Origin of the sequence: Hyphomonas sp. CY54-11-8 (assembly GCF_000682735.1) — a bacterium.
Lineage (GTDB): Bacteria > Pseudomonadota > Alphaproteobacteria > Caulobacterales > Hyphomonadaceae > Hyphomonas.
Genome location: NZ_AWFD01000001.1, coordinates 444,267 through 467,858, shown reverse-complemented (window position 1 = coordinate 467,858; position 23,592 = coordinate 444,267). Strand labels below are relative to the sequence as shown.

16 protein-coding genes are annotated in these 23,592 nt (G+C 63.0%); 7 read left to right on the top strand and 9 right to left on the bottom strand.

Annotation, left to right across the window (positions count from 1 at the left end; genetic code table 11):
* Positions 1–6 precede the first annotated feature (6 nt).
* On the top strand, positions 7–885 hold the full coding sequence (locus tag HY17_RS19115) for a hypothetical protein (RefSeq protein WP_139068990.1): 879 nt from the start codon (positions 7–9) through the stop codon (positions 883–885).
* On the opposite strand, the gene HY17_RS02420 is transcribed toward HY17_RS19115, so the two are convergent.
* Entirely contained in the window at positions 882–1,553 is a 672-nt protein-coding gene (locus HY17_RS02420; RefSeq protein ID WP_051599547.1) for a GH25 family lysozyme, read from the bottom strand. The two genes, HY17_RS19115 and HY17_RS02420, sit on opposite strands and share 4 nt — an antisense overlap.
* A 178-nt stretch (positions 1,554–1,731) precedes the next feature.
* On the opposite strand from HY17_RS02420, the gene HY17_RS02415 reads away from it, so the two are divergent.
* Positions 1,732–2,265 (top strand): polymer-forming cytoskeletal protein, encoded by a 534-nt coding sequence (locus HY17_RS02415; RefSeq protein ID WP_081812924.1) that lies wholly within the window; start codon positions 1,732–1,734, stop codon positions 2,263–2,265.
* Positions 2,266–2,285: 20 nt separating this feature from the next.
* Here HY17_RS02415 and HY17_RS02410 read toward each other — a convergent pair whose 3' ends face one another.
* Complete coding sequence (locus tag HY17_RS02410; RefSeq protein ID WP_034761795.1) at positions 2,286–2,882, bottom strand: tetratricopeptide repeat protein; 597 nt, start codon at positions 2,880–2,882, stop codon at positions 2,286–2,288.
* A 169-nt stretch (positions 2,883–3,051) separates the two neighbouring features.
* Between HY17_RS02410 and HY17_RS02405 the strand changes: the two genes are divergently transcribed.
* From HY17_RS02405 to HY17_RS02395, 3 genes are all read left to right on the top strand, one after another.
* Entirely contained in the window at positions 3,052–4,023 is a 972-nt protein-coding gene (locus HY17_RS02405; RefSeq protein WP_034761794.1) for an oxidoreductase, read from the top strand.
* A gap of 34 nt (positions 4,024–4,057) precedes the next feature.
* Positions 4,058–4,891 carry a class I SAM-dependent methyltransferase gene (locus HY17_RS02400; protein WP_051599546.1) on the top strand — a complete coding sequence of 278 codons (834 nt, stop codon included), beginning with the start codon at positions 4,058–4,060 and terminating at the stop codon, positions 4,889–4,891.
* Between the two features lie 63 nt (positions 4,892–4,954).
* Complete coding sequence (locus tag HY17_RS02395) at positions 4,955–5,257, top strand: hypothetical protein (RefSeq protein ID WP_034761792.1); 303 nt, start codon at positions 4,955–4,957, stop codon at positions 5,255–5,257.
* 20 nt (positions 5,258–5,277) lie between these two features.
* On the opposite strand, the gene HY17_RS02390 is transcribed toward HY17_RS02395, so the two are convergent.
* The gene (locus HY17_RS02390) at positions 5,278–7,734 is read right to left on the bottom strand and encodes a PAS domain-containing sensor histidine kinase (RefSeq protein WP_034761790.1); all 2,457 of its coding nucleotides are present in this window, start codon (positions 7,732–7,734) and stop codon (positions 5,278–5,280) included.
* 193 nt (positions 7,735–7,927) lie between these two features.
* Here HY17_RS02390 and HY17_RS02385 point away from each other — a divergent pair, with 193 nt between their 5' ends.
* Positions 7,928–8,485, top strand: coding sequence for an EF-hand domain-containing protein (locus HY17_RS02385; RefSeq protein WP_034761788.1), 558 nt, complete (start codon positions 7,928–7,930; stop codon positions 8,483–8,485).
* Between the two features lie 8 nt (positions 8,486–8,493).
* On the opposite strand, the gene aguB is transcribed toward HY17_RS02385, so the two are convergent.
* The 3 genes from aguB to HY17_RS02370 all read right to left on the bottom strand — a co-directional run bounded on the left by aguB (position 8,494) and on the right by HY17_RS02370 (position 13,598).
* Positions 8,494–9,336: an N-carbamoylputrescine amidase gene (aguB, locus tag HY17_RS02380; protein ID WP_034761786.1), complete on the bottom strand. Its 843-nt coding sequence runs from the start codon at positions 9,334–9,336 to the stop codon at positions 8,494–8,496.
* Positions 9,337–9,352: 16 nt separating this feature from the next.
* Positions 9,353–10,336 (bottom strand): agmatine deiminase family protein, encoded by a 984-nt coding sequence (locus HY17_RS02375; protein ID WP_034762501.1) that lies wholly within the window; start codon positions 10,334–10,336, stop codon positions 9,353–9,355.
* A 94-nt stretch (positions 10,337–10,430) separates the two neighbouring features.
* Positions 10,431–13,598: a TonB-dependent receptor gene (locus HY17_RS02370; RefSeq protein ID WP_034761784.1), complete on the bottom strand. Its 3,168-nt coding sequence runs from the start codon at positions 13,596–13,598 to the stop codon at positions 10,431–10,433.
* Positions 13,599–13,871: 273 nt separating this feature from the next.
* On the opposite strand from HY17_RS02370, the gene HY17_RS02365 reads away from it, so the two are divergent.
* On the top strand, positions 13,872–15,602 hold the full coding sequence (locus HY17_RS02365) for a glycosyltransferase family 39 protein (RefSeq protein WP_034761782.1): 1,731 nt from the start codon (positions 13,872–13,874) through the stop codon (positions 15,600–15,602).
* A gap of 8 nt (positions 15,603–15,610) precedes the next feature.
* Here the strand turns inward: HY17_RS02365 and msrA are convergent, their stop codons facing one another.
* The 3 genes from msrA to HY17_RS02350 form a co-directional block, all read right to left on the bottom strand.
* A complete protein-coding gene (gene msrA / locus HY17_RS02360; protein WP_034761781.1) occupies positions 15,611–16,261 on the bottom strand; it encodes a peptide-methionine (S)-S-oxide reductase MsrA in 651 nt (216 codons plus the stop codon).
* A 155-nt stretch (positions 16,262–16,416) separates the two neighbouring features.
* A complete protein-coding gene (pbpC, locus tag HY17_RS02355) occupies positions 16,417–18,477 on the bottom strand; it encodes a penicillin-binding protein 1C (protein WP_034761779.1) in 2,061 nt (686 codons plus the stop codon).
* Between the two features lie 4 nt (positions 18,478–18,481).
* Entirely contained in the window at positions 18,482–23,458 is a 4,977-nt protein-coding gene (locus tag HY17_RS02350) for an alpha-2-macroglobulin (protein WP_051599545.1), read from the bottom strand.
* Positions 23,459–23,592 lie beyond the last annotated feature (134 nt).

Sequence of the window (23,592 nt, the reverse complement as noted above, 5' to 3'; positions counted from 1 at the left end):
GGAGGCGTGACCTCAACTGGCCCCTTTCTCGTCGCCGGAGCGAACCGCCCGCTGGGGGCATTGATCGCGCTGGACCTTGCTGCCCGCGGGCTGAAGGTCGTCGCGACACGGCGCCATCCCGATGCAGAGCTTGACGCCCGGCTGCATGTCGCCGGTATCGAACTCGCCCCACTCGACCTGTCAGACCTTGCCGCCGTCCGCGCGCTTGCCCCGGAAGTCCGCGGTGTGGTGCTGACCCCGATCCTGTCGATCTCTGCTCCGGCGGCGCAGGCCTTCTGCGAAGGCGGCGTGGAGCGGGGCGTTGTCTTCTCATCCAACAATGTCGCCATCGTCGGGGCTGATCCGGTTTATGACCGGCTGCGTGCGGCAGAGACCGATGTGCAGGACGGCGCGCCCGGCTGGGCGATCCTGCGGCCAACCATGATCTATGGCTATCCGGGCGATGGGAACCTGTCGCGCCTGCTGAAACTGCTGGCCCGCCTGCCTGTGTTTCCGCGTCTCGGGTCAGGCAAAGCCAGCCAGCAACCGATCCATGTCGAAGACCTTTCCCGGCTGGCGGCAGCGCTGGTGTCGAATGAATGGAAGGCAGCCGGTCTTCTTGCTGTTGGCGGCCCGCAAACCCTGCCGCACCGGGACCTGATCACGACCGCGCGCCAGGCATCGGGCCATGCCGGGATCGATATTCCCGTCCCGCTCGGCCCCATACGTGCGCTGGTCTCTCTCCTGTCCGGTCTCGGCCTGAAGCTGCCGCTCAGCCCGGCGCAGCTCGCCCGGGTCGATCTCGACAAGGCGGCTGTGGACCCGGCCGAAATCCCGGCTACGCTGCAGCCCCGGATCACGCCGGAAGAAGGCCTCACACGGCTCGCGCGGGACCTGGAGCTCTAATCGCCTGCCGGAATACGGTTGAGATCGACAAACCCCTCGACCCCCGGCACGCGGCCTTTCATCGAATATTGCCAGATGAGCACTTCGCCCTCCGGCGGGCCGGACAGGCTGCGCATCCAGACCGGGTTCGCGGGAAAGCGGCCTTCCAGCCAATCGCGGTGAAATTCGGGCGTCGTGTAGAGCACAGGCGGGACGCCATATTCCGCCTCCAGCGCATTCAGGAAATCCTCGATCTCGGCCAGTACGGCCTCCATCGGGCCGTCCGGCGTACAATTGTGTGCGTATTCAAGGTCCACGGCCGGCGGCAGTGTGCCGTCACGTACTTCCACTGACTGGATGAAATTCGCCGCCTGCGCGGCCCCGTTCCGGCAAAGCAGGTAAAAATGATAGGCGCCGACATGCCAGCCCCGCTGGCTCGCCTCCAGCCAGTTTTCCTGGAACCGGGTATCCTTCCAGTCCCGCCCCTCGGTGGCCTTCAGGTACACGAAATCGATGGGCGCACTGCCGAGCGCCTCCCAGTTTACCCGGCCATTGTGATGGGAAAGGTCAATGCCTTCATTGCCCGGTGCAAATGGCCCATCGGGCGTGGCTTCCGGCGCAGGCATGGCCGGCCGGGAACAGGCCGCCAGTGCCAGAAAAACCGTCGCAATCAGGCCCGTGATACGCATATTCCGATCCAACTCCCCCGCCCCGGCAGACCTGAGGCCCGTGCGGGGCCAAATCGGGGCAAGTGCCCGATCCGCTGGCGAGCGGACACCAACCCCCCCATGGAATCAACAGATTCCGCTATCCGGGCATGATCCATGCATAGACGCGCTGATAGACTAGAGAAGGGTTCAAACCTCCATGGCACCTGCAGATAAAATGCGCGGCGGAGAACCGGCAAACCTGATCCTTGAGGGAACGCGCCTCGAAGGCGATCTTCACTTCACTACACAGCTGGTCGTGGCGGGCCTGATCAAAGGCAACATCCGCTGCGAAAGCATGCTGATCATCGAACGTGGCGGACGCGTCGAAGGCCGGATCCAAGCGCCGGTGATCATCGTGCACGGGGAACTGGAAGGCACGGTCCTGGCACACCAGTCGATCGAGATCTGGTCGGGCGCAAATGTTGGCGGCGATGTCGCCGCACGTTCCGTCCGCGTTGATGAAGGCGCCATGCTGACGGCGAACCTGCTGATCGCGGCAGACCTTCCGGATCGTTTGGGCCCACCTGAGCCTCAACAAGTTCCAGCGCCGGCAGGCATCAAGGAGCCGGTCGCCGCAGTCTCGCAACCTGCTGCGCCGACTGTCCCGCCTGTCACGGAAACGCGTGCGGCAGCGCCCATGTCACCGCCGGCTTCGTTCCTGTCATCCGGCCCGGCAACCAGCCGCAGCTAAGCACAAGGCCGCGCAGCGCCTCAGCCGCCGCGCATGTCTTTCAGGCGTTCATAAGCAACGGAATCGGGATCGTACGCGCCCAGCTCGTCCAACCGGTCGCACGCCCATTCATAGTCACGGTTGCAGGACTCCTGCAGCACACGCGTACCTTCGGGCACATTCTTGGCTCCGCCCGTGCCAGTGAACAGCATGTTGCCATAACCGGCACAGCCGCTGACTTCGCCGAGGTCACAGGACTGCTTGTAAAGGCTGCGGGCCTTCACCGGATTGGCGTCCATGCCGCGTCCCAGCATGGTGAGGTAGGCCAGCGAGGAACATCCCTTCCCATTGTCGCCATTGCAGGCCCGCTCGTACGCCTTGATGGCCAGGCCGTAGTCCTGCGTACCGCCGGTCCCTTTGCGATAGGAGTCGCCCGCCTTCACACAGGCATCATAGTCCCGCGCGGCACAGGCCGTGTTGGCTTCCTGACGCGCGGCACGCTGTGTGGCGAACGTCTCCTTGGCGTTTTCGAGCGCGATCTCGGCCTGGGATTTCTCGACCCGGCCATACTGGGCCGCGGCCGGCAAGGCGATGGCGCAACAGGTCAGCGCCGCTGCAATCAGAGGGGAGCGTATCATGGGGGTCTGCCCTTCCTAAGTCATTGTTCCGTCTCTGATATAGGGACCGGATCAGGGCGTCACCAAGGCTTTGCCAGCTTAAGCTTTCTTAACCCGCACTTGTCGCTTCCACACCTGCGGGGCAGTATCCGCCGCTCAACGCACGGTCGGAGAAAAGGGAGATATCCGGATGGCTGCAGAAGACCAGGCCCCGATCGGATCGGGATTCCACGACAAGTCCACCGCCGCCGAAGTGATCGAGGGAATCGACCTGTCCGGCAAGAATGCCATTGTGACCGGCGGTTATTCCGGCATCGGACTGGAAACGGTGCGAGCCCTCGCCTCGGCGGGCGCATGGGTCACCGTCCCGGCCCGGCGGCTCGATACGGCCGAAGCCGCACTGGCGGATGTGGCTGGCGACATCGAGATCGCTGCCATGGACCTCGCTGATCTTGCCAGCGTCGAGAAATTCACCCGCGAATATGACGAGACCGGACGGGGCCTCGACATCCTGATCAACAATGCCGGCATCATGGCCTGCCCGCTGGAACGGGTCGGCCCCGGCTGGGAAAGCCAGTTCGGTATCAACCATCTCGGGCACATGGCGATGAGCCTCGCCCTCGCCCCAGCCATGCAGCGTACGGAAAATTCTCGTCTCGTTGCCTTATCGTCGATCGGCCATGCCCGGTCGGACATCATCTGGGACGATCCGAACTACACCGAGCGCGCTTACGACAAATGGGAGGCCTACGGACAGGCCAAGACCGCCGACGCCCTGTTTGCCCTCGGCGTAGACCGGCGCGGCCGGGATATCGGCATCCGCGCCTTCTCTGTCCATCCCGGCGGGATCTTTACGCCACTGCAGCGCCACCTGCCGGAAGAGGAAATGGTCGCGCTCGGCTGGAAGGCGCCGGACGGGTCCATTCCACCCATGGTGCTGGAACGGTTCAAGACACCCGAACAGGGCGCCTCAACAACCGTCTGGGCGGCGACGTCGCCCCAGCTGGCCGATCGCGGCGGCGTCTATTGCGAGGATTGCGATATCGCGCAGCTGGCCACGGAATCGAGCGAACGCTGGGAACATGTTCGTCCATGGGCCTGTGATGACGAACGGGCAGAACGCCTGTGGGAAATGAGTGAGAAAATGCTGACCGAAGCCTGATCCGATAACGGACCGTCCTGAGGAGGACTGATAAATGAAACAGATTGCACTACTCAGCCTGGCCGGTGCCCTGCTGGCTGCATGCGCCACACCCGCCGCAGAACCCGCTCCGGAAGCCCCTGTGGCCGCCCCAGTCGCGCCGGAAGCAGACGACGCCCCTGCGCCCAAGGTTTCGCCGGGCGGCTTCGACTATGAAAGTGTCTTCGGACAGGACGACCGTCCGGAACAGGACTATGAATTGTACCCGGTGCGGAAATCCGCCGAAGTACTCGCCTTTGCGGGCATCATGCCCGGCATGACCGTTGTGGAGATGGAAGCCGGAGATGGCTTCTATACAGAGCTGCTCTCCCGGGTCGCGGGGCCAGACGGCAAGGTCTACATGCAGAACCCGCCATCCTTCAAAGCTTTCCTCGGCGACTCCGTCTCAAAACGGGTCGATGGCCGGCTGCTGAATGTTCAGATCGTGGAGAGCGCCTTCGACAACCTGTCCAATGTGCCGGACGCAGACGCAGATATCGTGACCTGGTTCCTCGGCCCGCATGAGCTCTGGTACACGCCGAAAGACGAACCGGAGGGCGTGCTCGGAGATCCCGACATGACGTTCGACGAGATTGCCCGTGTGCTGAAGCCGGGCGGCCATCTGGTCGTGCTGGACCACATGGCACCAGCCGGCTCACCGCCGACAACCGGCGGCGATACGCACAGGATCGACAAGGCTGTCATCATCGCACTGGCTGAAAATCACGGCCTGACGCTGGTGGATGAAAGCGACGTGCTGGCCAACCCGGACGATGACGGCACCGTGCAGGTGTTCGACCCGGCCGTCCGGCGCAAGACTGACCGGTTCCTGCTGAAATTCGCCAAATAGGCGTTTTTGGCACAAAACATGCATCTCCCGGGGCGAGTTTTGGATTTGCCCGGGAGTTGTCTCATGTCCGCCATTCGTTATGTCGCCGTCTCGCTCGCCGCTGCCAGCGTTGCCCTGCCCGTTCTTGCTGCTGAAGGTGGCCAGCTGCGCGGCCGTCTGGAAGCTGACTTCCTGCCGAAAGGCGAAGAGGCCCCGGCGGTCATGGAAACCGTTGTGGTGACGGACAAAGACGGATCAGACCTGCTGGTCTCCAAGCCTGCGATCATCCGCTATGATGCAGCGCCGGAAGTTCCGGTCCGGATGGTTGCGGAAACGCGCGGCCAGGATCCGGAGCGCGCCAGCAAGACGGCAACTGAGACGCACTAGGCTGCGCGGGCCATTCCGTTTCAGGACGGAACAACATTCTCCGACAGAAGCAGTTCGCGCTGTGCACTCACGGCGCGCATGGCTTGTGCCGGTAGCCAGCAGGTGACTTCCAGTCCGCCGCCATCGACCGGCTTCATGCCGACGGTGCCGCCGTGCAGGTCGACAAAATGCTTCACCAGCGCAAGGCCCAGCCCCGCGCCGCGCTGGTCGCCTGAGACGAAGCTGTCGAAGCTCGTCGCACGCTTGTCCGCCTCAAGGCCTCGGCCATTGTCGCGGACAGAGAAGGTCACCATGTCACCCATGCGCTGGGCCGAGATGACAATCTCGCCGCCGGAATCGGTGAAGCGCAGCGAGTTGGAAATCAGGTTGAACAGGATCTGGCGGATGCGCCGCTCGTCGGCCCGGATCATGCCCAGCTTGCCTTCGATCTCAGACCGGACCGCGATCTGCGTATCCTCGGCCTTCGAGACAACCATCTCGATGCTTTCATCGATCACGCCAGCCAGATCGACATCTTCGAGGTCGAGATCCATGCGGCCGGCTTCGATCATGGCGAGATCGAGGATGTTCTCGATCAGCTTGGACAGGTGATCCGAAGCAGACAGGATGGCGCTGACATAATCCTTCTGGCGCTCGGTCAGGTCGCCATTGCGCTGGGTCTCCAGCAGCTCTGCATAGCCAAAGATAACCGTGAGTGGTGAACGCAACTGGTAGGAGACGTTGCGGACGAATTCCGTCTTCAGGCGGTCAGCGGCTTCGAAGGCTTCGGCGCGCTCGCGCAGGGCGGATTCGACGCGGCGGGTCGCTGTCACATCGGCAAAGGCGATCAGCGTGTTCCCGTCCGGCAGTGGATGGGTGAGGTAAGTCAGGATGGAGCCGTCCGACCGGCGCATTTCACCCGTCGTTGACTGGCGCGCCTTGGCGGAGGGATCGGTGATGTGGCTCTTCATGGCCGCCCAGATTTCCGTGTCGTGGAACAGCGGAATGCACTCCTCCACCACATCGTCATAATCCGGATGGTCCTTCAGCATCTCTTCGCTGAGGCTCCACAGGCGCTCGAACGCATTATTGTGCAGCTTCATGCGTCCGTCGCCGCCGAACACGGCAACGGCTTCGTGGAGATTGTCGAGCGTGGAGCTCTGCGTCTTCACAATCGCATTGAACCGCGTCTGCAGCTCCAGTTCGCCGGTAATGTCCTTGAACAGAAGAAGCAGGCCGCCCATCGGGTGGCGCTGACGCGTAACCGACAGGGTCCGCTCGTCCGGAAGCGACCAGGTGTCTTCCTTCACCCCGTCAATGTCGAGATAGTAGGAGAGCTCTTCAGCGCGCCATTCGGCATAGTTCGCCCGGGCCGGCAATTTGCGTCGCTCGCGCAGCCGGTCCAGCAGTTGGCCATGGCCGGGACGATCCAGCAGGAAGCTCTCATCGAGATCCCACATGTCGCGGAACGCCTTGTTGTAGAAGGTCAGCTTCCGGTCGGCGCCGAAGATCGCGACGGCATCGGCCACATGGTTCAGGGTCTCATCATGGGCACGGACGTGCCGGTTCAGTTCGTCGCGCGCGTCTTCCTGCGCGGTCACATCCAGTGCCATCGCCCCTGCCCCGCCGGATAGCGGGAAAGTCAGGATACGCATCGCCCGGCGCGCACCATTGATGGTGATGTGGCGCGTCTCGTCGATGTCGATACCTTCGCTGATCGTCTTGCGAGCCTGATCGGCAGTCGCCTGGTCCAGCATCAGCTGGCGGTCCAGCACCCGGTCGAGATTGGTCCCGTCGACGGCTTCGATATAGGCGGGGTTCACCCATTGCAGCTTGCCCATGCCGGACATGCGCCAGGCCGGGAACGGCGCCTTGCCCAGCATGTCGAGGAAGGCGGTCGGATCGCGCGCAATGACCTGGCGGGCCTCCTCCAGCTTGCCGCGGGCCGAGCTTTCTTCCAGCCCCTTGATCGTCGCATCGCTAACCCAGACCACAGCGCGAGCACCAGCCGTGCGGCCGTCGGCTTCGAGGAAACGGCCGGACGGGCCGATAATGGTCAGCGAGAAGGCCTGCCCCGTCTCGCGCAGCTCGCGCAGGCGGATGCGGAGGGTCGTGTCCTGGCCGGCACTGTCGCGGGCTTCGAGGTCAGCGAGGCCTTCAATGATACGAACCGCCGGATCCGGTGAGATGGCATCGTCTGTGAAGCTCAGCAGACCGGCCAACGCGACTGGAGACCCGTACATTTCGGGCGGGATGATGTCGTCGCCTTCGGCTTCGAGCGCTTCGCCCTGCCAGACGAGAATGACACCCGGATGGGCGCCGAGGATCGAGCGATGGGCGGCGAGCGTGGTTTCCAGCTCAGCTGACCGGTCCCGGTATTTGCGGGCTGCCCCGCGCGCACCGTCCGATACCCGCAGCGCCCAAAGCAGCGCGGCAAGGCCGAGCGCTGCCGCACCGGCGGCCATAATGATCGGAACCTGCTCCGCTGTAAGTGCCATGCCGCGTCATCCAAAAGCCCGAATCGGCCGCGATAACGACCGATGAAACGGTTAACGAATTGCCCCTCGAGCGTTAAGGGCGCGTTAACGGAGTGCTAATGCCTGGTCCATTCCGGCGCAATATAACTGAAACCATATGTTGCATAAACACAACACACGCTTAGTCTGGCCGCCTGTTAGTGGAGTAAATCCCATGATTTTCCGTTCGATTGCGCTGGCTGGCGCCCTGTTGATGGCTGCAGCCGCCCCGGCGAGCGCCCAGCAGGCCGATGACGATATTGTCCGCCTGCCCGGCCAGGGATTTACCAAATCCGAAGCCCACAAGCCCCGCGGAACGCCTGACCGGCTGGTTGCTGGCGGCGGCCTGTTCCTGAGCTTTGACACCGATGGAGACGGCCGGATCACCCGTGAGGAAGTGGAAGCGGGCACCGCAGCCGCCTTCAAGAAGGCCGACGCCAATGGTGACGGTCACCTGACAGCATTCGAGCAGATCAATTGGGCCGAAAGCCTGCCGACGCGCGACGATACGCTGGCCAATCCTGTCCGCTTCGACCCGAACCTCGACCGGCGCGTCAGCCCCGAAGAGTTCGAAACCGTGATCGCTGAACTTGCGGAACACTATGTCGAAGAGACGAGCGATGTGATCGTGATTGCCTCATTGAAGGCGCCGAAGCCGAAGCCGGAACGCGCGTCACATCCGACCCCGCCCGACAGCCAGCGGCCATCGCGCGGCGTCCCCGGCGGCAGCTGAAGCCTGCCCTAGACCAGAATGTCGTAAAGATCCGTCCGGCGGTCGCGGAAGAAGCCCCACGCTGCACGGTCACGATCGACCAGGTCCAGGTCGAAGCTCGCAACCAGCACACCTTCCTCAATGCGTCCGAAATCGGTGACAACTTCGCCGACATGGTCGGTGATGAAGCTCGTGCCGTAGAAGACCTGGCCTTCCTCATCGCCCACGCGATTGGCCGCCACGACCGGAATGACATTGGCAACGGCATGGCCCTGCATCACCCGGCGCCAACGTGCGGCGGTGTCGAGACTAGCATCGTGTGGCTCCGCACCGATCGCCGTCGGGTACAGCAGGACGTCCGCGCCCATCAGGGCCATGGCGCGCGCTGCTTCCGGAAACCACTGGTCCCAGCAGATGCCGACGCCGATATTGCCCTTCATGGTCTGCCAGGTACGAAAGCCCGTATCGCCTGGCCGGAAATAGTATTTTTCCTGGTAGCCGGGGCCATCCGGAATATGGCTCTTGCGATAGATACCCAGCGGCGTGCCATCGGCATCGATCATGACGAGCGAATTGTAATAGTGCGGACCGTCCTTCTCGTAGATCGAGACGGGGATGACGACGCCGAGTTCCGCCGCGAGTTCTGCCAGCTGCACCACGGCGGGATGGTCCTGCCAGGGCAAGGCACGCGCGAAATGATGCTCCTCCTGCGTCTTGCAGAAATAATAACCGCAGAAGAGTTCGGGCGGCAGCACGACATCGACGCCCTGCCCGGCGGCCTCACGGATGAAACCTGCCACGCGGTCGATATTGTCCTGCATGTCGTCACTCGGGGTGAACTGGATGCTGGCGACAGTGAGAGTACGGCTCATCTTCAGATCCTCCGGATCAGGCGGGAATTTCGCGGGTCATGCAGTGGAAGCTTCCGCCTCCACCCAGGATATGTCCAGCCGGCAGGCCGATGATCTTGCGGCCCGGGAACAGGACACGCATCTCCGACAGCGCCACAAGGCTGTAATGGTCCTCATAGACCGGCACCAGCACGGCGCCATTGGTGATGGTAAAATTCATATGGCTTGCCGGGATCGGCTCGCCATCCTCGCCGAGGATCAGTCCGGGTGACGGAATCGTCGTCACATCCAGGCCTGCATTGCGCAGCGTGGCTTCGATCTCCAGCAGGACCTCGGTGTTCGGGTCATCGTCACCGGACGGCATCTGGCAGAGCGCATGGCCCGGCCCGATGAAGCGGGCGATATTGTCGACATGGCCGTCGGTGTGGTCGTTCAGCAGGCCATCGCCCAGCCAGATCATTTCGTCGATGCCAAGTGCCGCGCAGATGCGGGCCTCGATCTCGTCTGCCGTCAGGTCCGGATTGCGGTTTGGATTTAGCAGGCACTGGCGCGTGGTCAGCAGGCGGCCTGTGCCGTCGGCATCGATGGCGCCGCCTTCCAGTACGATGTCATGCGGAGTGGCAGGCAGCGTCTCATAGGTCGCAATCGCCGCTGCCGTCTCTGTGTCGCCGGGCATCAGGTATTTGCCGCCCCATCCATTGAAGCGGAAGGTCTGCGCCACACGCGTCTCGCCCTGCCCCGTAACGATGGGGCCTGTATCGCGCAGCCAGATGTCCCCGGCCGGCAGCTCCACGACTTTCGCCACGTCGCCGACCGCCGCGGTGGCCGAGGCCAGTGCTTCGGCAGATCCGGCTGCAACACGGACTGGCAGATGGTCGGCGGCTGCCCGGATGAATCCGGCGATCTGCTGGCGCGGGCCTTCAAGACTGCCGCCCCATTCGTCGGCAAGATGCGGCCAGCCGCACCAGAGGGCAGCCTGCGGCGCCCATTCGGGCGGAAGGAAGGGTTTGTTGTCACTCATCGCGCGCGCCATGCCACACCTGTCAATAAAGGAAAAGGGCGGCCCCACATGGAGGCCGCCCTTCCCGATTTCAATTCAGTTCAGGCCGTAAGGCTTAGAACTTGTACTTCACACCGAAGTGGACCTGCCACAGCGACGGGCTGACCACGATGGAGTCACGGTCGGCGCTCGAGTTGAAGCCGTCGATGATGTAACGGCCCTGGGCGTCGATGCCGCTGATCGAGTACAGCTCGGCGTTCGCCGGGAAGCCGTGCTCGCGAAGGATACCCCAATCCGAGTTCAGCAGGTTGCCGACGTTTTCGACAATGATGAACGCTTCAGCGCGGTCGTCAGCGCGGAGGCCCGGAAGCTCCTGGGTCAGTTTCAGGTCGAACTTCGTCCACCAGTCATCAGCAGCCGAGTTGCGGCGGATGATGCTGCCACGTGCGTCCTGAAGGGTCTCGTCCTTGTTGATGAAGGCAACGAGCGACTCAACAGCACCCATATCCGAGTCAGGCGAGATCAGCGGATCTGCGATGCCAGTCGGGATGTAGGCCAGAGCACGGCGGTTGCTGAACAGCGGCGAGAAGATGCCGGTGTTCGAACCGAACGTGTAGGAGTACGGAGCACCTTCGTTGGCCGTACCGAAGAGCGATGCCTTCGTGTAGAGACCTTTGAAGAATTCCTTCTCCCAGTTGACCGTCAAGTTGATGCGGTGAGCGATCTCGTAGTCCGAAGTGCCGAGATCCGGGTTCACAGCGTCAGACGTCGTGAAGTTGGAGAAGTTCGAGAACGCAACCGACGAAGTCATCGGGTTCACATCGTCTGCGTCGGTGTAGGCATAGCCCAGCGACCAGTCGATGCCGTTGTCGTACTCTTTGGACACGCCCACGGACAGGACCAGTGCGTCACCCTTCTCCTTGGTATTGGTGAGAAGGAAGTCGTTGGTGTTGCCGGTGCCGTAGATCGGGCGGCCGTCCGGAGCGGTATCCGTCTGCACCCAGCTGATCGGAACAGCGATCGCTGCTTCGTTTGTCTTGGAGTACAGAATGTCGGCCATGAAGCGCCAGTTGTCGCCCAGCAGCGGGTGGCCGCTGTCATAGTCGACGACCGTACCGAGCGCGAACTTCCATTCGGACGGCAGTTCGAAGTTCGGGTCGAGCGCGTTGACCGGGCCACCGCCTTCAGCAGCGCCAACAGCAGCAATGAACTCATCCGGAACGTTGATGAACGGGCTGCCGGTACCACCACCGTAGGTGAAGTCGTTGATGTTGGTCAGCGAACCGTCGCCGACACAGTCGGACGACCGGCCACGGTTGCGGCATTCGAACAGGGTCACACCATTGTTGGAGTAGTTGTTCGAGATCCAGACGTTCGGGTTACCACCGGAGTAGAGACCGGCACCGCCGTGGAAGCTGATGTCGTCATTGAACTCATAGGTGAAGCCGAAGCGCGGCTGCAGCAGGTCGCGGCCGTCCATGTTTTCGTCGTTACGGATGCCGTAATCGTCGAAGAAGCCCTGGTTGAACATCGGCTTGTCGCCCGACGTGTAGAAGTCGTAGCGGAGGCCGAGGACAACATCGAGCTTGTCCGTAACCTGCCAGTCGTCCTGCACGTAGATCGTGTTGATTTCGTAGCCGAAGTCGGCTGCGCCATCATTCTGATCGTTGGAACCAGCAGCGTTCTCGTAGCGGAAGTCATCGAAATCGCCTGCAGCGAAGTCTGCGATCGAACCGAAGACCCACTCGCCCTTAACTTCCTGGATGAAGAGGTTGAACACTTCGAACTCTTCGCGTTCGGCACCGAACGTGAAGGTGTGGTCACCCATCGTGTAGTCGGCTTTCGCCTTGTAGTTCAGGGTCGTGTAATTCAGCTCGTTGGCGTGACGGGAATCGTCGGCGCCGAGGTAGACGGTGCTGCCACCCACATCGACCTGAACTTCACCGAAATTGTCGAGACCGGCAACCGGGGTCTGACGGTTGTCGAGATCAACATAGGTAACACGCAGTTCGGTCGACAGGTTGTCGGTCCAGTCGGAGTACAGAGCACCGGAGTAGTTCTGCAGTTTGGCGCCACGCTCATAGTAGTGGTTACCGTCAGAAAGACGGCTGGAGCCGGAATCCGACGGGCTCAGATTGAAGCCGTCATTGTAATTGTACGAGAAGGTCGCACGATGGTCATCGTTGATGTTCCAGTCGATCTTCGCGAAGATTTTCTCGTCCTCGACGCCGATAGACGTCGGCAGGCCGCCGGAAACGTAGCCATAGCCTTCAGCGATCGAGATGATCTGATCGTAATCAGCCTGGGTGATGCCAGCGCTTTCCGGCGTGAAGCCGAAGATGTTTGCGCCTTCGAATTTCTCGTAGGAACCGAAGAAGAACAGCTTGTCCTTGATGATCGGGCCGCCAACGTTGAAGCCGTAGCGCTTCTCTTCGAACGAGCCGAGGTCGCGGGCGATGCCGTCGGTTTCGTCGCCGGTCAGCGAGTCATCGGTGTAGTCGAAGAACAGGCCGCCGTGGAATTCGTTGCCGCCGGACTTGGTCACAGCGTTGACGTTACAGGCGGTGAACTGGCCGTATTCGACGTCGAACGGAGCAAGCTCAACAGAGACCTGTTCGATCGAGTCGAAGGAGAACGGAATGCGCTCCGTCGGGTAACCGTTCGAGTTCAGACCGAAATTGTCGGACAGGCGTGCGCCGTCGACGGTCAGCGAGTTGTAGCGCGGGTTGGCACCGGCGCAGTTGATGGAGTCGTTGAAGGCTTCGTCGACATAGACGCGCGGGTCGAGACGGACGATATCCTTGATGTCGCGGTTCATCGCCGGAAGATTTTCCAGCGTCGCGAGGTTGTAGGTCGAAGACGGGCCGGTAGCGACCTGAGCGACCTGAAGCGCGGTGCCGGTGATGACAACCGTGTCCATGACGGCAGCGTCGTCTGCGCGCGAGATCGAGAGGTTGAGGTCGGTATCTTCACCGAGGTTGGCGTAAACGCCTTCAGCGCGGGCCGGAACGAAGCCTTCACCGGTGATGGTGACGCTGTACGGGCCGCCAACGCGGAGGTTTTGAGCCGCGAACTGGCCAGCTGCGTTGGTCGAAGCGACGGAAACCGTACCCGATGGCTCGTGAAGGATGGTGACGGTAGCGCCGGAAACGGCTGCTCCGGACTCATCAACGACGGAGCCAGAGATCGACGAGGTCGTAACCTGTGCCGATGCAATGCCTGCCGCCGTGATCGCGATGGCTGATACAGCAGCCCCGCGAGCGAAGTTATTCCAGTTGATCATGATTTTCCCCTGTCCGAGAGATCCCCAGCCGATGCCCTTGCACATCGCCCGGTTTGGGGTCGCATAACGACTCCGGATGACAGATTAGTGACAGGATCTTGAAGGTTAAACACATGCCTATCGGATTCGTGTCAAAGGCGATGGTGCGATGCAAAAATGACACGGTTGCAATAATCGGTTCACCTGAACTTCACCCGAAAACGTGCATTTTGGGGTATATTCTGTCTCCGCCTCATCGCATAACCGGCGTCTCTCCCGAAAGGCCTGAGGCAAATGACCGAATCCCCCGGCGAATCGACGACAGACTGGCGCCGTATCACCTATCTGACCCTGATGATTCTGCTGGCCCTGCGTGTCCTGCTGCTCGCGGTCTCACCGCTGAACCTCTATGCCGATGAAGCCCAGTACTGGCGCTGGGGCGAGACGCTGGACTGGGGCTATTATTCAAAGCCGCCGATGATCGCCTGGCTGATCCACGCGGTGACCTCCGTCCTCGGCAATTCGGAATGGGCCGTGCGCCTGCCCGCCCCTTTCCTGCACACGGCCGGGGCCATTTTCCTGTTTCATCTCGGTCGCGACATGTATGGCGCCCGCACCGGCATGCTGGCAGCACTTGGCTATGCGCTGATGCCGGCGGTGATCCTGTCCTCCGCCGTGATCTCGACCGATGGCGTGCTGATGCCCTTCTGGTGCGCGGCCCTCTTCTGCTTCTGGCGCCTGCGCACCGGGGACGGCAGCTGGGCCAGCGCCGCCGGTCTCGGTCTCGCCATCGGCGCGGGCCTCCTGTCGAAATATGCGATGATCTATTTCCTGATCGGCATCGTCCTGACCTTGCTGATCGACCGGGACACGCGCCGCGCGCTGATTTCGCCGCGCGGCTTCCTCGTGCTGGCACTCGCCGCGCTGGTCTTCGCCCCGCACATGGCCTGGAATGCCGCGCATGACTTCAAGACGGTCAGTCACACGGTCGACAATGCCAATCTCGGCGGAGACCTGATCAATCCCGAAAACGCGCTGACTTTCCTGGTCGACCAGTTGGGCGTGTTCGGGCCGATCAGTTTCCTGGCGCTCGTCTCCGGCCTGTTTGTTATCCGGTCCCAGGATGAAGGCATGATGGGGCGGGACCGTTGGCTCTTGTGCTTCATCCTGCCGGTCCTGATCATCATTCTCGGCCAGGCCGTCCTCTCCCGCGCGAATGCGAACTGGGCGGCAACAGCCTACCCCGCCGCCAGCGTGCTGGTTGCAGCCTGGCTGGTGCGCGCTCGCCCCAACCGGAACCTCTGGTTCATCGTGGCGGGGCTCACCTTTGTGGCGCTTCAGTTCGTGCCGGACCTCAGCGTCTGGGTGCGCCTTGGGCTGGGCGTTCTGGTGAGTGGCGGCCTTCTGCTGTTCGCGACCATGATGAAATACCGGCCGTCCGGCCTGCTCTGGTTCAGCATCGGCCTGCATGGCGTTCTCGCGCTGAGCTTCGCGGTGATCTCGCTCCTGCCTCTGCAAACATCCACCGCACTCGGTCTCGACAATGCGCTGAAGCGCACGCGTGGCTGGGACGAGGCGTCAAAGGACGTATTCGGTTTTGCCCGATCCCTCGGCGCAACCGCAGTGCTCGTGGACGAGCGCGAAGTCTGGCACGGACTGGACTATTATGGCCGCAACCGGACCTTGCCGCTGCTCTCCTGGCGGCGTTACGGCGTGCCGAAAAGCTTCTCTGAATCCCAGCCGCTCGCCGCCCCGCTGGACCAGCGCGTGCTTGTCGTCTCGATCCATGCGGGTATGCGGCCCATGCTGCGCAGCGAGTTCGAGACCTTCGAACAGGTGGGCGAGATTTCGGTGCCGCTCGGCAAGCGCAGCAATGGCTGTCCGCTGTCGCGCACCTTCGTCCTTTATGTCGCTTCAGGATTTGAGCCACAGGTGCATGACGCGGCCTGGGAAGACCGGTTCAAAGGCCAGACGGAATTCCCGCCTGCCCCCTGCTCTGCAAAATCGGAATCGCCGGATCCGTGACCGCCAGATCAGTGGCCGGATGAGGCGCCTGCCCAGACATTCTTCACCCGCGCATCACGTCCGCAGGCTGTGCGGTAGTAGCGGTATTTGAGCGGGTTCTTCTTGTAATAGTCCTGGTGATAGTCCTCGGCCGGCCAGAAAGTGCTGGCGTCAAGGATCTGCGTCACCACAGGCGTGCCCAGCACGCCGGACGTGTTGATCATGTCGATCTCGGCTTCCACCACTTCGCGCTGGTCACCATTGGCGACAAACACAGCAGAGCGATAGCTGTCACCCTTGTCGCAGAACTGGCCGGTCGCATCGGTCGGGTCGATGTGGTGGAAATAGTAGTCCACCAGCGCATCATAGCTGACCTTGTCCGGATCATAAGTGACTTTGACGGCCTCATAATGGCCTGTCTTTTCGTGCGAGACCTGCTTGTAGGTCGGGTTCACCACCGTGCCACCGGTATAGCCGGACACGGTCGAGACGACGCCGTCCACCTTGTCGAAGTCCGCTTCCACGCACCAGAAGCAGCCACCTGCAAACACTGCCGTCGACAGACGTTTCGCGTCCGGGCTGGAAAACTGATCCTGCGCACCGGCGCTGGAAAAGAAGCCAAGCGCCATCGCGGCAAGGCCTGCAACAAGGGCAACAGACTGGGGTGAACGGGTACGCATCTTACTTCTACTCTGTCATTCAGGCCGGAACCATTTTACTTCCCGTCTGATATGGGAAATGACCGATGGTTCGTAACCCTGTAAACACAGTCCTAACAGGAATGTGTTGCGCCTGTGTTGTTCGAAAGCGGCACATTTGTGGCTTTGCCGTGTTTTCAGGCAGGCCCGGTCAGCACGCGCACACGGACGCGGCTGGCGCGTCCTGCAGAATCTACTGCAGTCACCGTGTAGAAGCCCGGCCGCTCCGGCTTCCACACCGGCGCTCCGGCATCATCCGTGTCGCACGGCCTGCCATCGATGTACCAGCTGAGCCTGCCTTCGCCCCGCCCGGCCAGAACAAAGCCGCGCGCGGCGCGCCCGTTGACCGGCCCCGCCCAAAGCTCTGCGGCCTGTGGCGGGAACAGAATCTGCGGCGGTCCGGCGTCTTCCAGGGACTTCATCGCGCCATGGGATTTCAAGAGGCGCTTCTGGCTGGTCAGCCGCATCGTCGCCTCACCTTCGTCCTGCAGGTGCTGGGCAACGCGGTCGGCCACTTCGAACAGGATCGGCAACGCCGTGTCGTGCCCGGTCTTTCCCGCGCGCGGCGCCCCGTCGGCCCGGCCCACCCAGACGATGATTGCGTGCTGGCCAGAGACACCCGCCGCCCAGGCATCCCGGAAGCCATAGGACGTACCCGTCTTGAACGCGATCTGTGGGGCATGCGCCGTCAGCGAGCCCGGCATGCGGCCTTCCGGTGTCGGCGCCTTGCGCAAAATGTCGAGCACTTCCCCGGCGCTTTCCCCGCTGACGAGACGCTTGCCGGTCGCTTCATAGTTTGCCGCTTCCTCGTCGGCGCGCCAGACCAGCGGCTTGGCGACGCCATCATCACCGAGTGCCGCATAGAGCACGGCCAGCTCGCGCGCGGTCAGCCCTGCCCCGCCCAGCGCAATGGCGAGCCCGGCTTCGTGTTCCGCCCCGCCGGAGATGCGCGGGCGGGCGCCGGCCGAAGCAAGCTGCGCGGCGAAGCGTTCCGGCCCGACCCGGTCCAGCATCGCAACGGCGGGAATGTTCAAAGAGTGCTGCAGCGCATCCGATACGCGGACATCGCCGCGGAACATGCGATCGAAGTTTTCCGGCTGGTAGGAGGCAAACCGCGTCGGCAAGTCTGCGACGCGTGTGTCCGGTGCGGCGGTGCCATCGTCGAAGGCCATGGCGTAGATGAAGGGTTTCAGAGTGGAGCCGGGCGAGCGCGCCTGCGCCGTCAGGTCCAGCCAACCACCCGGCCGGTCACGCGAGGCCGAGCCAGCCACCGCCCGTACAGCCCGCGTCGGCACGTGCACGACCAGCACCGAAACCTGCACGTCTTCGCCCTCGGCTTCGGCCCGCGTCAGTGCGATCCGTTCGACTTCCGCCTGCAGGCCGGCATCGAGCGTGGAGCGGACATCTTCGCGCGGGCCTTCCGCCAGCGCCTTGGCCGTGCCGTGCCAGGCCCGGTCCGGGAAATCCCGCCGTCGTCCGGGCACGGAGAGCGTGGCGACATCCTCGACATCGCCTTTAGTGAAGACGTCATAGCGCTGGAGCTTTTCCGCCACCCAGTTGCGGGCGCGTTCGGCATTCTCTGGGTGCCGGTCCGGCCGGCGCACTTCCGGCGATTGCGGCAGGGCGATCAGCAGCGCGATCTCGTCCTTCGAGAGCTTGTCGGCCTCGTGCCCGAAATAGCTCCAGCTCGCCGCGCGTACGCCTTCAAGATTGCCGCCATAGGGCGTCAGCGACAGGTAAAGCGACAGGATCTCGTCCTTGGTGAGACGTCGCTCCAGCTGCCAGGCCCGGGCGATCTCGATCAGCTTCGAACCGATGTTGCGGTCCCGCGGTTCCAGCATGCGCGCAGTCTGCATGGTCAGGGTTGAGCCGCCGGACACGATGCGGCCAGCAAACACCGAGTCCAACGCTGCGCGGCTGAGACCCATCCAGTCAGTGCCCCGGTGCTGGTAGAAGCGCTTGTCTTCCACGCGGATCAGCGCGTCGATGAAGTCCGGATCGATGCGGTCGAGATCTCCGGCGAACCGCCAGCGGCCATCCGGCGTCGCGAAAGCGCGCAGCGGCTTGCCATCCCGGTCCGTCACGAGGGCAGACAGGCCTCCCGCCCTTTCCAGTGGCGGAGGCAGCAGCCTGTCCGCGATGACCACGGCAAGGAACAGCGCGAAGACGCCGACAAAGATCCGGCGCGCTGTCAGCATGGCCTTATCTGCCTCCTTCGGCCCCGCTCTGGGCCGGGGCGATGGTCACGCGGCCAGCCTTGGAGCGAGCGAACACGGCCGGGCGGTACATGTCCTCGGCAACGACGCCCGGGATGGCGAAGTCACCCGGTGTCACCGCGCGGACCACATAAGCCATGGTCACCGAGTTCGAGTAGACATCGACGGCGGCCACATAGCGGTCGTCCTGCGCCTGCGCAGTCTGGACGTTTGCCAGCTGGCCCAGATAGGCGAAGGCGCCGGACTGGCCGTATTCCTGACGACCATCGGCCGGGCGCAGCACCGTCTCGATCTCGAAGCCGGCGGGCAGAAGGTCTGCCACGATCACCGGGTTCAGGCGGCGCTCCTCAGGTGAAACGGTCAGCTTCACGACCAGCTGGGCACCCTGATTGACGCGGGCCAGGTCCACCCGGCCGCCTGTCAGCGTGTAGAAGGTCTTGTCGACCTTCATCTTCGAGGCGGCAGCCGGCGGCGCGCTTGTCGGTGCGCCGGACACCAGCACGGTCCGGAACATCGGTGCCTTGCCGCCGAGAGTGAAGGTCACGCCTTCGCGAGCCTGCTCTTCGGTCAGGGCATATTGGCGGTCATTGTTGTTGCCGCGGCCAAGGCCTTCGACCTCAAGACGGAAGCCGTCTTCGCCAGCGCCCAGATCGTTCACCGCCTGCAGGAGGAAGGATTTCTCCTGCGTGGTCAGGCGGGACGGATCTGGCGATTCATTGCCGAGCTTTTCGGACAGGTTTTCCAGCGTGCTGGTCTGCCCGGCCTCCGCGGCGAGCGCGAGCACGCCGGCCAGGTCCCGCAATGGCGTCTGGTAATAGTCGCCGGTATTGTTGTAACCGAGCGCGTCTTCCGCCGCCTTGAAGGCCGAGTTCGCACGGGCCTTGTCACCCAGCTGCGCCAGCGCCGCACCGATATGGGCACGTGCCAGCGGGCTGTCGATCGACTTCAGTTCCCGGTCATGCAGGTAACGAAGGCGGGAAATGTCCGCCTTGCCTGCCTTGGCCAGCACATAGAGCGCATAGGCCGAGGACCGTTTCATCATCTGGTCGACCGTGTCGTTGGAATAGCGGCTCTCATAGACGTCCGTGTTGTAGCCATAGACCCGCCAGGCATCGCCCGTCGCAATCTGGCGCAGCGCGCCATAGGCCCGGTCCATCGCCTCGTCCGGTACGGCATAGCCGGCTTCCTTGGCACGGTAGATGAAATCTGTCGCATAGGCGCCGAGCCAGGGCGAGGCATAGCCGTCGCCTTCGCGCCAGAGGCCGAACGCGCCGTCCGCTCCCTGACGGTTCAGCAGTGTGTTCACCGCCTCCTGCACCTTTATCTTCGGATCGTCATTCGCATCCTTCGCGCCCATGGCCACCAGCTGTTCCGAATAGAGCAGCGGCAGTGCGCGGCTGGTCGTCTGTTCGGTGCAGCCATACGGATAGCGATCCAGCGAAGCATAGAGCGTCGCCGCATCGACCGGGATGGACGAGAAGCCGACCGAGACAAAGCCGGAGCCCTGCACCAGATCCGACAGCAGGCTCGGATCGACCGAGAAGGCTTCGCCCGGCTGCATCAGTTTCGAGGACACACGCGTCACCGGCAGGTAAGGCGAACGTGTCTGGATCTGGTAGGTCCGGTTCACGGCATATTTGTCGGGGCCTTCCACATCCAGCCGGACGGTGGAAATGCCTTCATCCTCAGCCTCGACGCGGACGGGCAGGTCAGCCCGTTCGCCGGTCTTCAGCACACGGGTCAGCTTGCCGTCGGCAATCGAGACGCCTTTGGTGGCACCGACGAGGGCAGAGAATTCGCCATCGCCCAGTTCCACATTGTCGATGCTGGCAGTGAGGACGGCCTCGTCGCCCGGCGCCAGGAAGCGCGGCATGATCAGGTCTGCCGGGGCTTCATCGCGCACCGTCATGGTGGAGACGGCGGAACCGAGCCCGGTCTTCGACCAGGCGACCGCCATCAGGCGCATCTCGCCATTGAACTCCGGCACGTCGAAGCGGACCTTCGCCTTGCCGGACCGGCCGACATCAACGAGGCCAGAGAACAGTGCCACCGATTTGACCGGCACCACGGACAGGCCTTCCCCGCCCAGCTGGTCACCGCCTGTGCGCACTTCCGCCGGCAGGCCCATGTTCGGATCCAGCAGGCGGCCGTAGTCATCGTAAAGTTCCACGCCGAGCGCCTTCTTGCCATAGTAGTACGACACAGGGTCCGGGCTCTTGAACTTGGTGAGACGCAGGATGCCCTCATCCACAGCGGCCAGCGTCAGGTAGACCGGCTCGCGCGGGCCTTCGCCGATATTGACCTCGACCACCTGCTCGCCGCGTGGGCGTGCTGTCTTGGGGGCGTCGATCGACACGTCGAACGTGCGGGCTTCCATGTTGAGCGGGACATAGGTGACGCCCACGGCACGGCGCGGCTTCGCCTGCAGCACCGGATCGCGTTCGGTGAACACCGACACCATCACATAGGCACCGTCGCCCCACTCATCATTCACAGGCAGGGTCACCTGCGTGCCACCTTCCGTGACGGAGATGTTCTGCACAGAGAGCACCTTGTCGGTCGCGACCACAACCTGCGCCTGCCCGTCATAGGGCGGTACGATGGTGATCTCGGCCGTCTGGCCGGAAGCCGGCGCCCGGGCCGGGCCGGTAACCTTCACGCGGTCCGGCGCTTCGACGCCGTCATCAGAGACATAGCCGCCCCAGCCGACATAGAAATTGTCGCTGGCCGAAGTGCTGGCATCTGCATCCGTGCCTTCGATCACCAGTTCATGGCTGCCCCAGTCGAGACCGGAGACCGTGATCTCGCCCGTACCGCCTTCCGGCGTTGTGAGCACGCCTTCATTGACCTTGGTCACGGTGCGCGAGCGCCGCCAGCGCCAGCGGTCGCCGTCATTGTACCAGTCATAGTGCCAGTCGATGGCCAGGACTTTCCATGTCAGGCCCCGCGCCACGGCATTGCCGTCGGCATCCATGGCAACGACCTGATAGGTCGCATCCCCACCCCGCTCGACCGAATAGTCGAAGCCGGGTTTCAGGCCGAGATAGAGGTTCTCGGGCCGGTAAGGCACGCGCACGCTTTCCGACACGGCCCGGCCGCCTGGCTCCAGAACGGAGACGACCGTGTTCAGGCGCAGCGGCATGCCGGCATTGCTGCCTGCATTGCCGGGCTGCAGCCGGATCAGGGCATTGCCTGCACCGTCTGTCGTAACATCGTCAAATTCGAGAATGCGTTCCTGGAAATTGGAATCGTGGCGCCCGAAGGTGAAGCCTTCAAACTCCGGGAACGGATTGGGCTGGCGCTCGACACGAGCCTCGGCCTTGACGGTCAGGCCAGCGCCCGGCGCGCCATAGAGGAAGCGCGAAGACACCTCGACATCCCGCGTACCGCCCAGCTTGACCGGCGTCTCGTCATCGGCGGAAAGGTCCACCGCGATCCGCTGCGGCACGAAATCCTCAACCGAGAAACGGACCGTACCCGATGTTCCGGACAGGCCGTCCATCTGGACCTCAACCCGCCACTCGCCGCGCGAGGCACCTTTCGGCAATTCGAAATTATGCAGGACGGCTGCGGCTTCCGAGCCTTCGAAGCGGATCTTCTCGGACTGAAGGCCATTCGGGCGGTAAAGCACGAGGCTGCCGGCGCGGTCGGTCACGGCCTCCCCCGTGGAATCCCGCAGCATGGCGGTCAGCTTCACGGTCTCACCGGGGCGGTAGATCCCGCGATCCGTATACAGATAGTCATCAACAAGGCCCGGCATGCGGCGCCCACCGATTTCTTCTTCTGACAGGTCCACTGGCGCACGGGTCAGGTCCAGCGCGGCCAGCTCCCCCTTGGCGGTCAGTGCCATGATCAGTTTCGGCGCAAGATTGCCCTGGCCATTGGTCAGCTCTGCCGGGAAGACAACCCGGCCCTGCTGGTCGGAGCGGCCTTCGGACAGGATGTCATTGTTGCGCGCGATCAGCTGCACGGTCGTGTCGGAGATCGGACGGCCATCCCTCAGGGAGCGCAATGTCACGTCGATCCCGTTGCCGCCCTCATAGGCCGTGATGGCAAGGTCGGTCAGCATGATCCAGCGGCTGGTGGAAGCGGGCGGGCCAACAGCTTCGCCGATGTCGTCGGCATCCTTCACGGTCACGAAATAGGCGCCCGGCTCAAGTGTGCCGATTGTGGCTTCCAGCGGGAAGACGGTGATCACCGGCGCATTCTGTTCACGGGCGACGTCCACCGTGCCCTTGAACAATTCTTCCTTCACATCATCCGGATCATCTTCGCCCCAGGTCCAGGAGTAGCTGCCCTGCGCCGTCGTGGTGCCCTGGCTGATACGCTTGAAAGCGAGCGCGCGGTCGTTGATGCGCGAGACCGTCACTTCGATCTTATCGACATTCACCGTCTCGATCGGCAGGCCGTCGGCATTCTCACGCGGCAGGATCACGCCCGTGCCCTTGAAGCCAACATAAGGCGGCCGGTCAGCGAAATCGATCGGCACGTCTTCCTGGTTTTTCAGGGTCCGGCCATCGGCAGCCGGCAGCCCGGAGAGCAATGTTGCCGTGCGCTCAGTCCCGAAAGACATGCCGCCAACGCAAAGCTCACGGCCCTCGACGCTCAGCGCCGGTTTGAAGGCCGGACGGAATTCGACATAGGGAGAATAGTCCTCTTCCGGATCCAGGGCGGCGGAGAAGACGAAACAGGCCAGCGGTTCATCCTGGCTGGTGTCGATCCGGTAGCGGAAATAGGTGAAATCCTGCTCGCGCGCGTCCATCGCTGCCTGGCGCCGCTTTTCGCGCTGGCGAGCCGCAACGCTGTCGGCAGGAGACAGCTGAACCACCGTGCCTTCTTCGCCGGCGCCCGATCTGGAGCGGTCCGTTTTGCCGCCTCCTCCGCATGCCGCGAGAATACCCACAAGCAACGCGATCAGCATTGCCTTACCGTATCCCCCCTGGCCCGGGATGAAGTGCGTCATGAACCCTCTCCTACGTGTACATGAACACTCTTACACATCTTCGCGGGGGCGCGAACAGGGCGCGAATTGGACAATTCCGACATTATTCAGGGTTTTCGCCGGTGCGGCACCGTTAAACCCGGCTTGCCAGCCGG

Coding starts and splice junctions, on each gene's coding strand:
- HY17_RS02420 (WP_051599547.1), bottom strand. CDS start 1,553: ATGCGTATCACGGGCCTGATTGCGACGGTTTTTCTGGCACTGGCGGCC.
- HY17_RS02415 (WP_081812924.1), top strand. CDS start 1,732: ATGGCACCTGCAGATAAAATGCGCGGCGGAGAACCGGCAAACCTGATC.
- HY17_RS02410 (WP_034761795.1), bottom strand. CDS start 2,882: ATGATACGCTCCCCTCTGATTGCAGCGGCGCTGACCTGTTGCGCCATC.
- HY17_RS02405 (WP_034761794.1), top strand. CDS start 3,052: ATGGCTGCAGAAGACCAGGCCCCGATCGGATCGGGATTCCACGACAAG.
- HY17_RS02400 (WP_051599546.1), top strand. CDS start 4,058: ATGAAACAGATTGCACTACTCAGCCTGGCCGGTGCCCTGCTGGCTGCA.
- HY17_RS02395 (WP_034761792.1), top strand. CDS start 4,955: ATGTCCGCCATTCGTTATGTCGCCGTCTCGCTCGCCGCTGCCAGCGTT.
- HY17_RS02390 (WP_034761790.1), bottom strand. CDS start 7,734: ATGGCACTTACAGCGGAGCAGGTTCCGATCATTATGGCCGCCGGTGCG.
- HY17_RS02385 (WP_034761788.1), top strand. CDS start 7,928: ATGATTTTCCGTTCGATTGCGCTGGCTGGCGCCCTGTTGATGGCTGCA.
- aguB (WP_034761786.1), bottom strand. CDS start 9,336: ATGAGCCGTACTCTCACTGTCGCCAGCATCCAGTTCACCCCGAGTGAC.
- HY17_RS02375 (WP_034762501.1), bottom strand. CDS start 10,336: ATGAGTGACAACAAACCCTTCCTTCCGCCCGAATGGGCGCCGCAGGCT.
- HY17_RS02370 (WP_034761784.1), bottom strand. CDS start 13,598: ATGATCAACTGGAATAACTTCGCTCGCGGGGCTGCTGTATCAGCCATC.
- HY17_RS02365 (WP_034761782.1), top strand. CDS start 13,872: ATGACCGAATCCCCCGGCGAATCGACGACAGACTGGCGCCGTATCACC.
- msrA (WP_034761781.1), bottom strand. CDS start 16,261: ATGCGTACCCGTTCACCCCAGTCTGTTGCCCTTGTTGCAGGCCTTGCC.
- pbpC (WP_034761779.1), bottom strand. CDS start 18,477: ATGCTGACAGCGCGCCGGATCTTTGTCGGCGTCTTCGCGCTGTTCCTT.
- HY17_RS02350 (WP_051599545.1), bottom strand. CDS start 23,458: ATGACGCACTTCATCCCGGGCCAGGGGGGATACGGTAAGGCAATGCTG.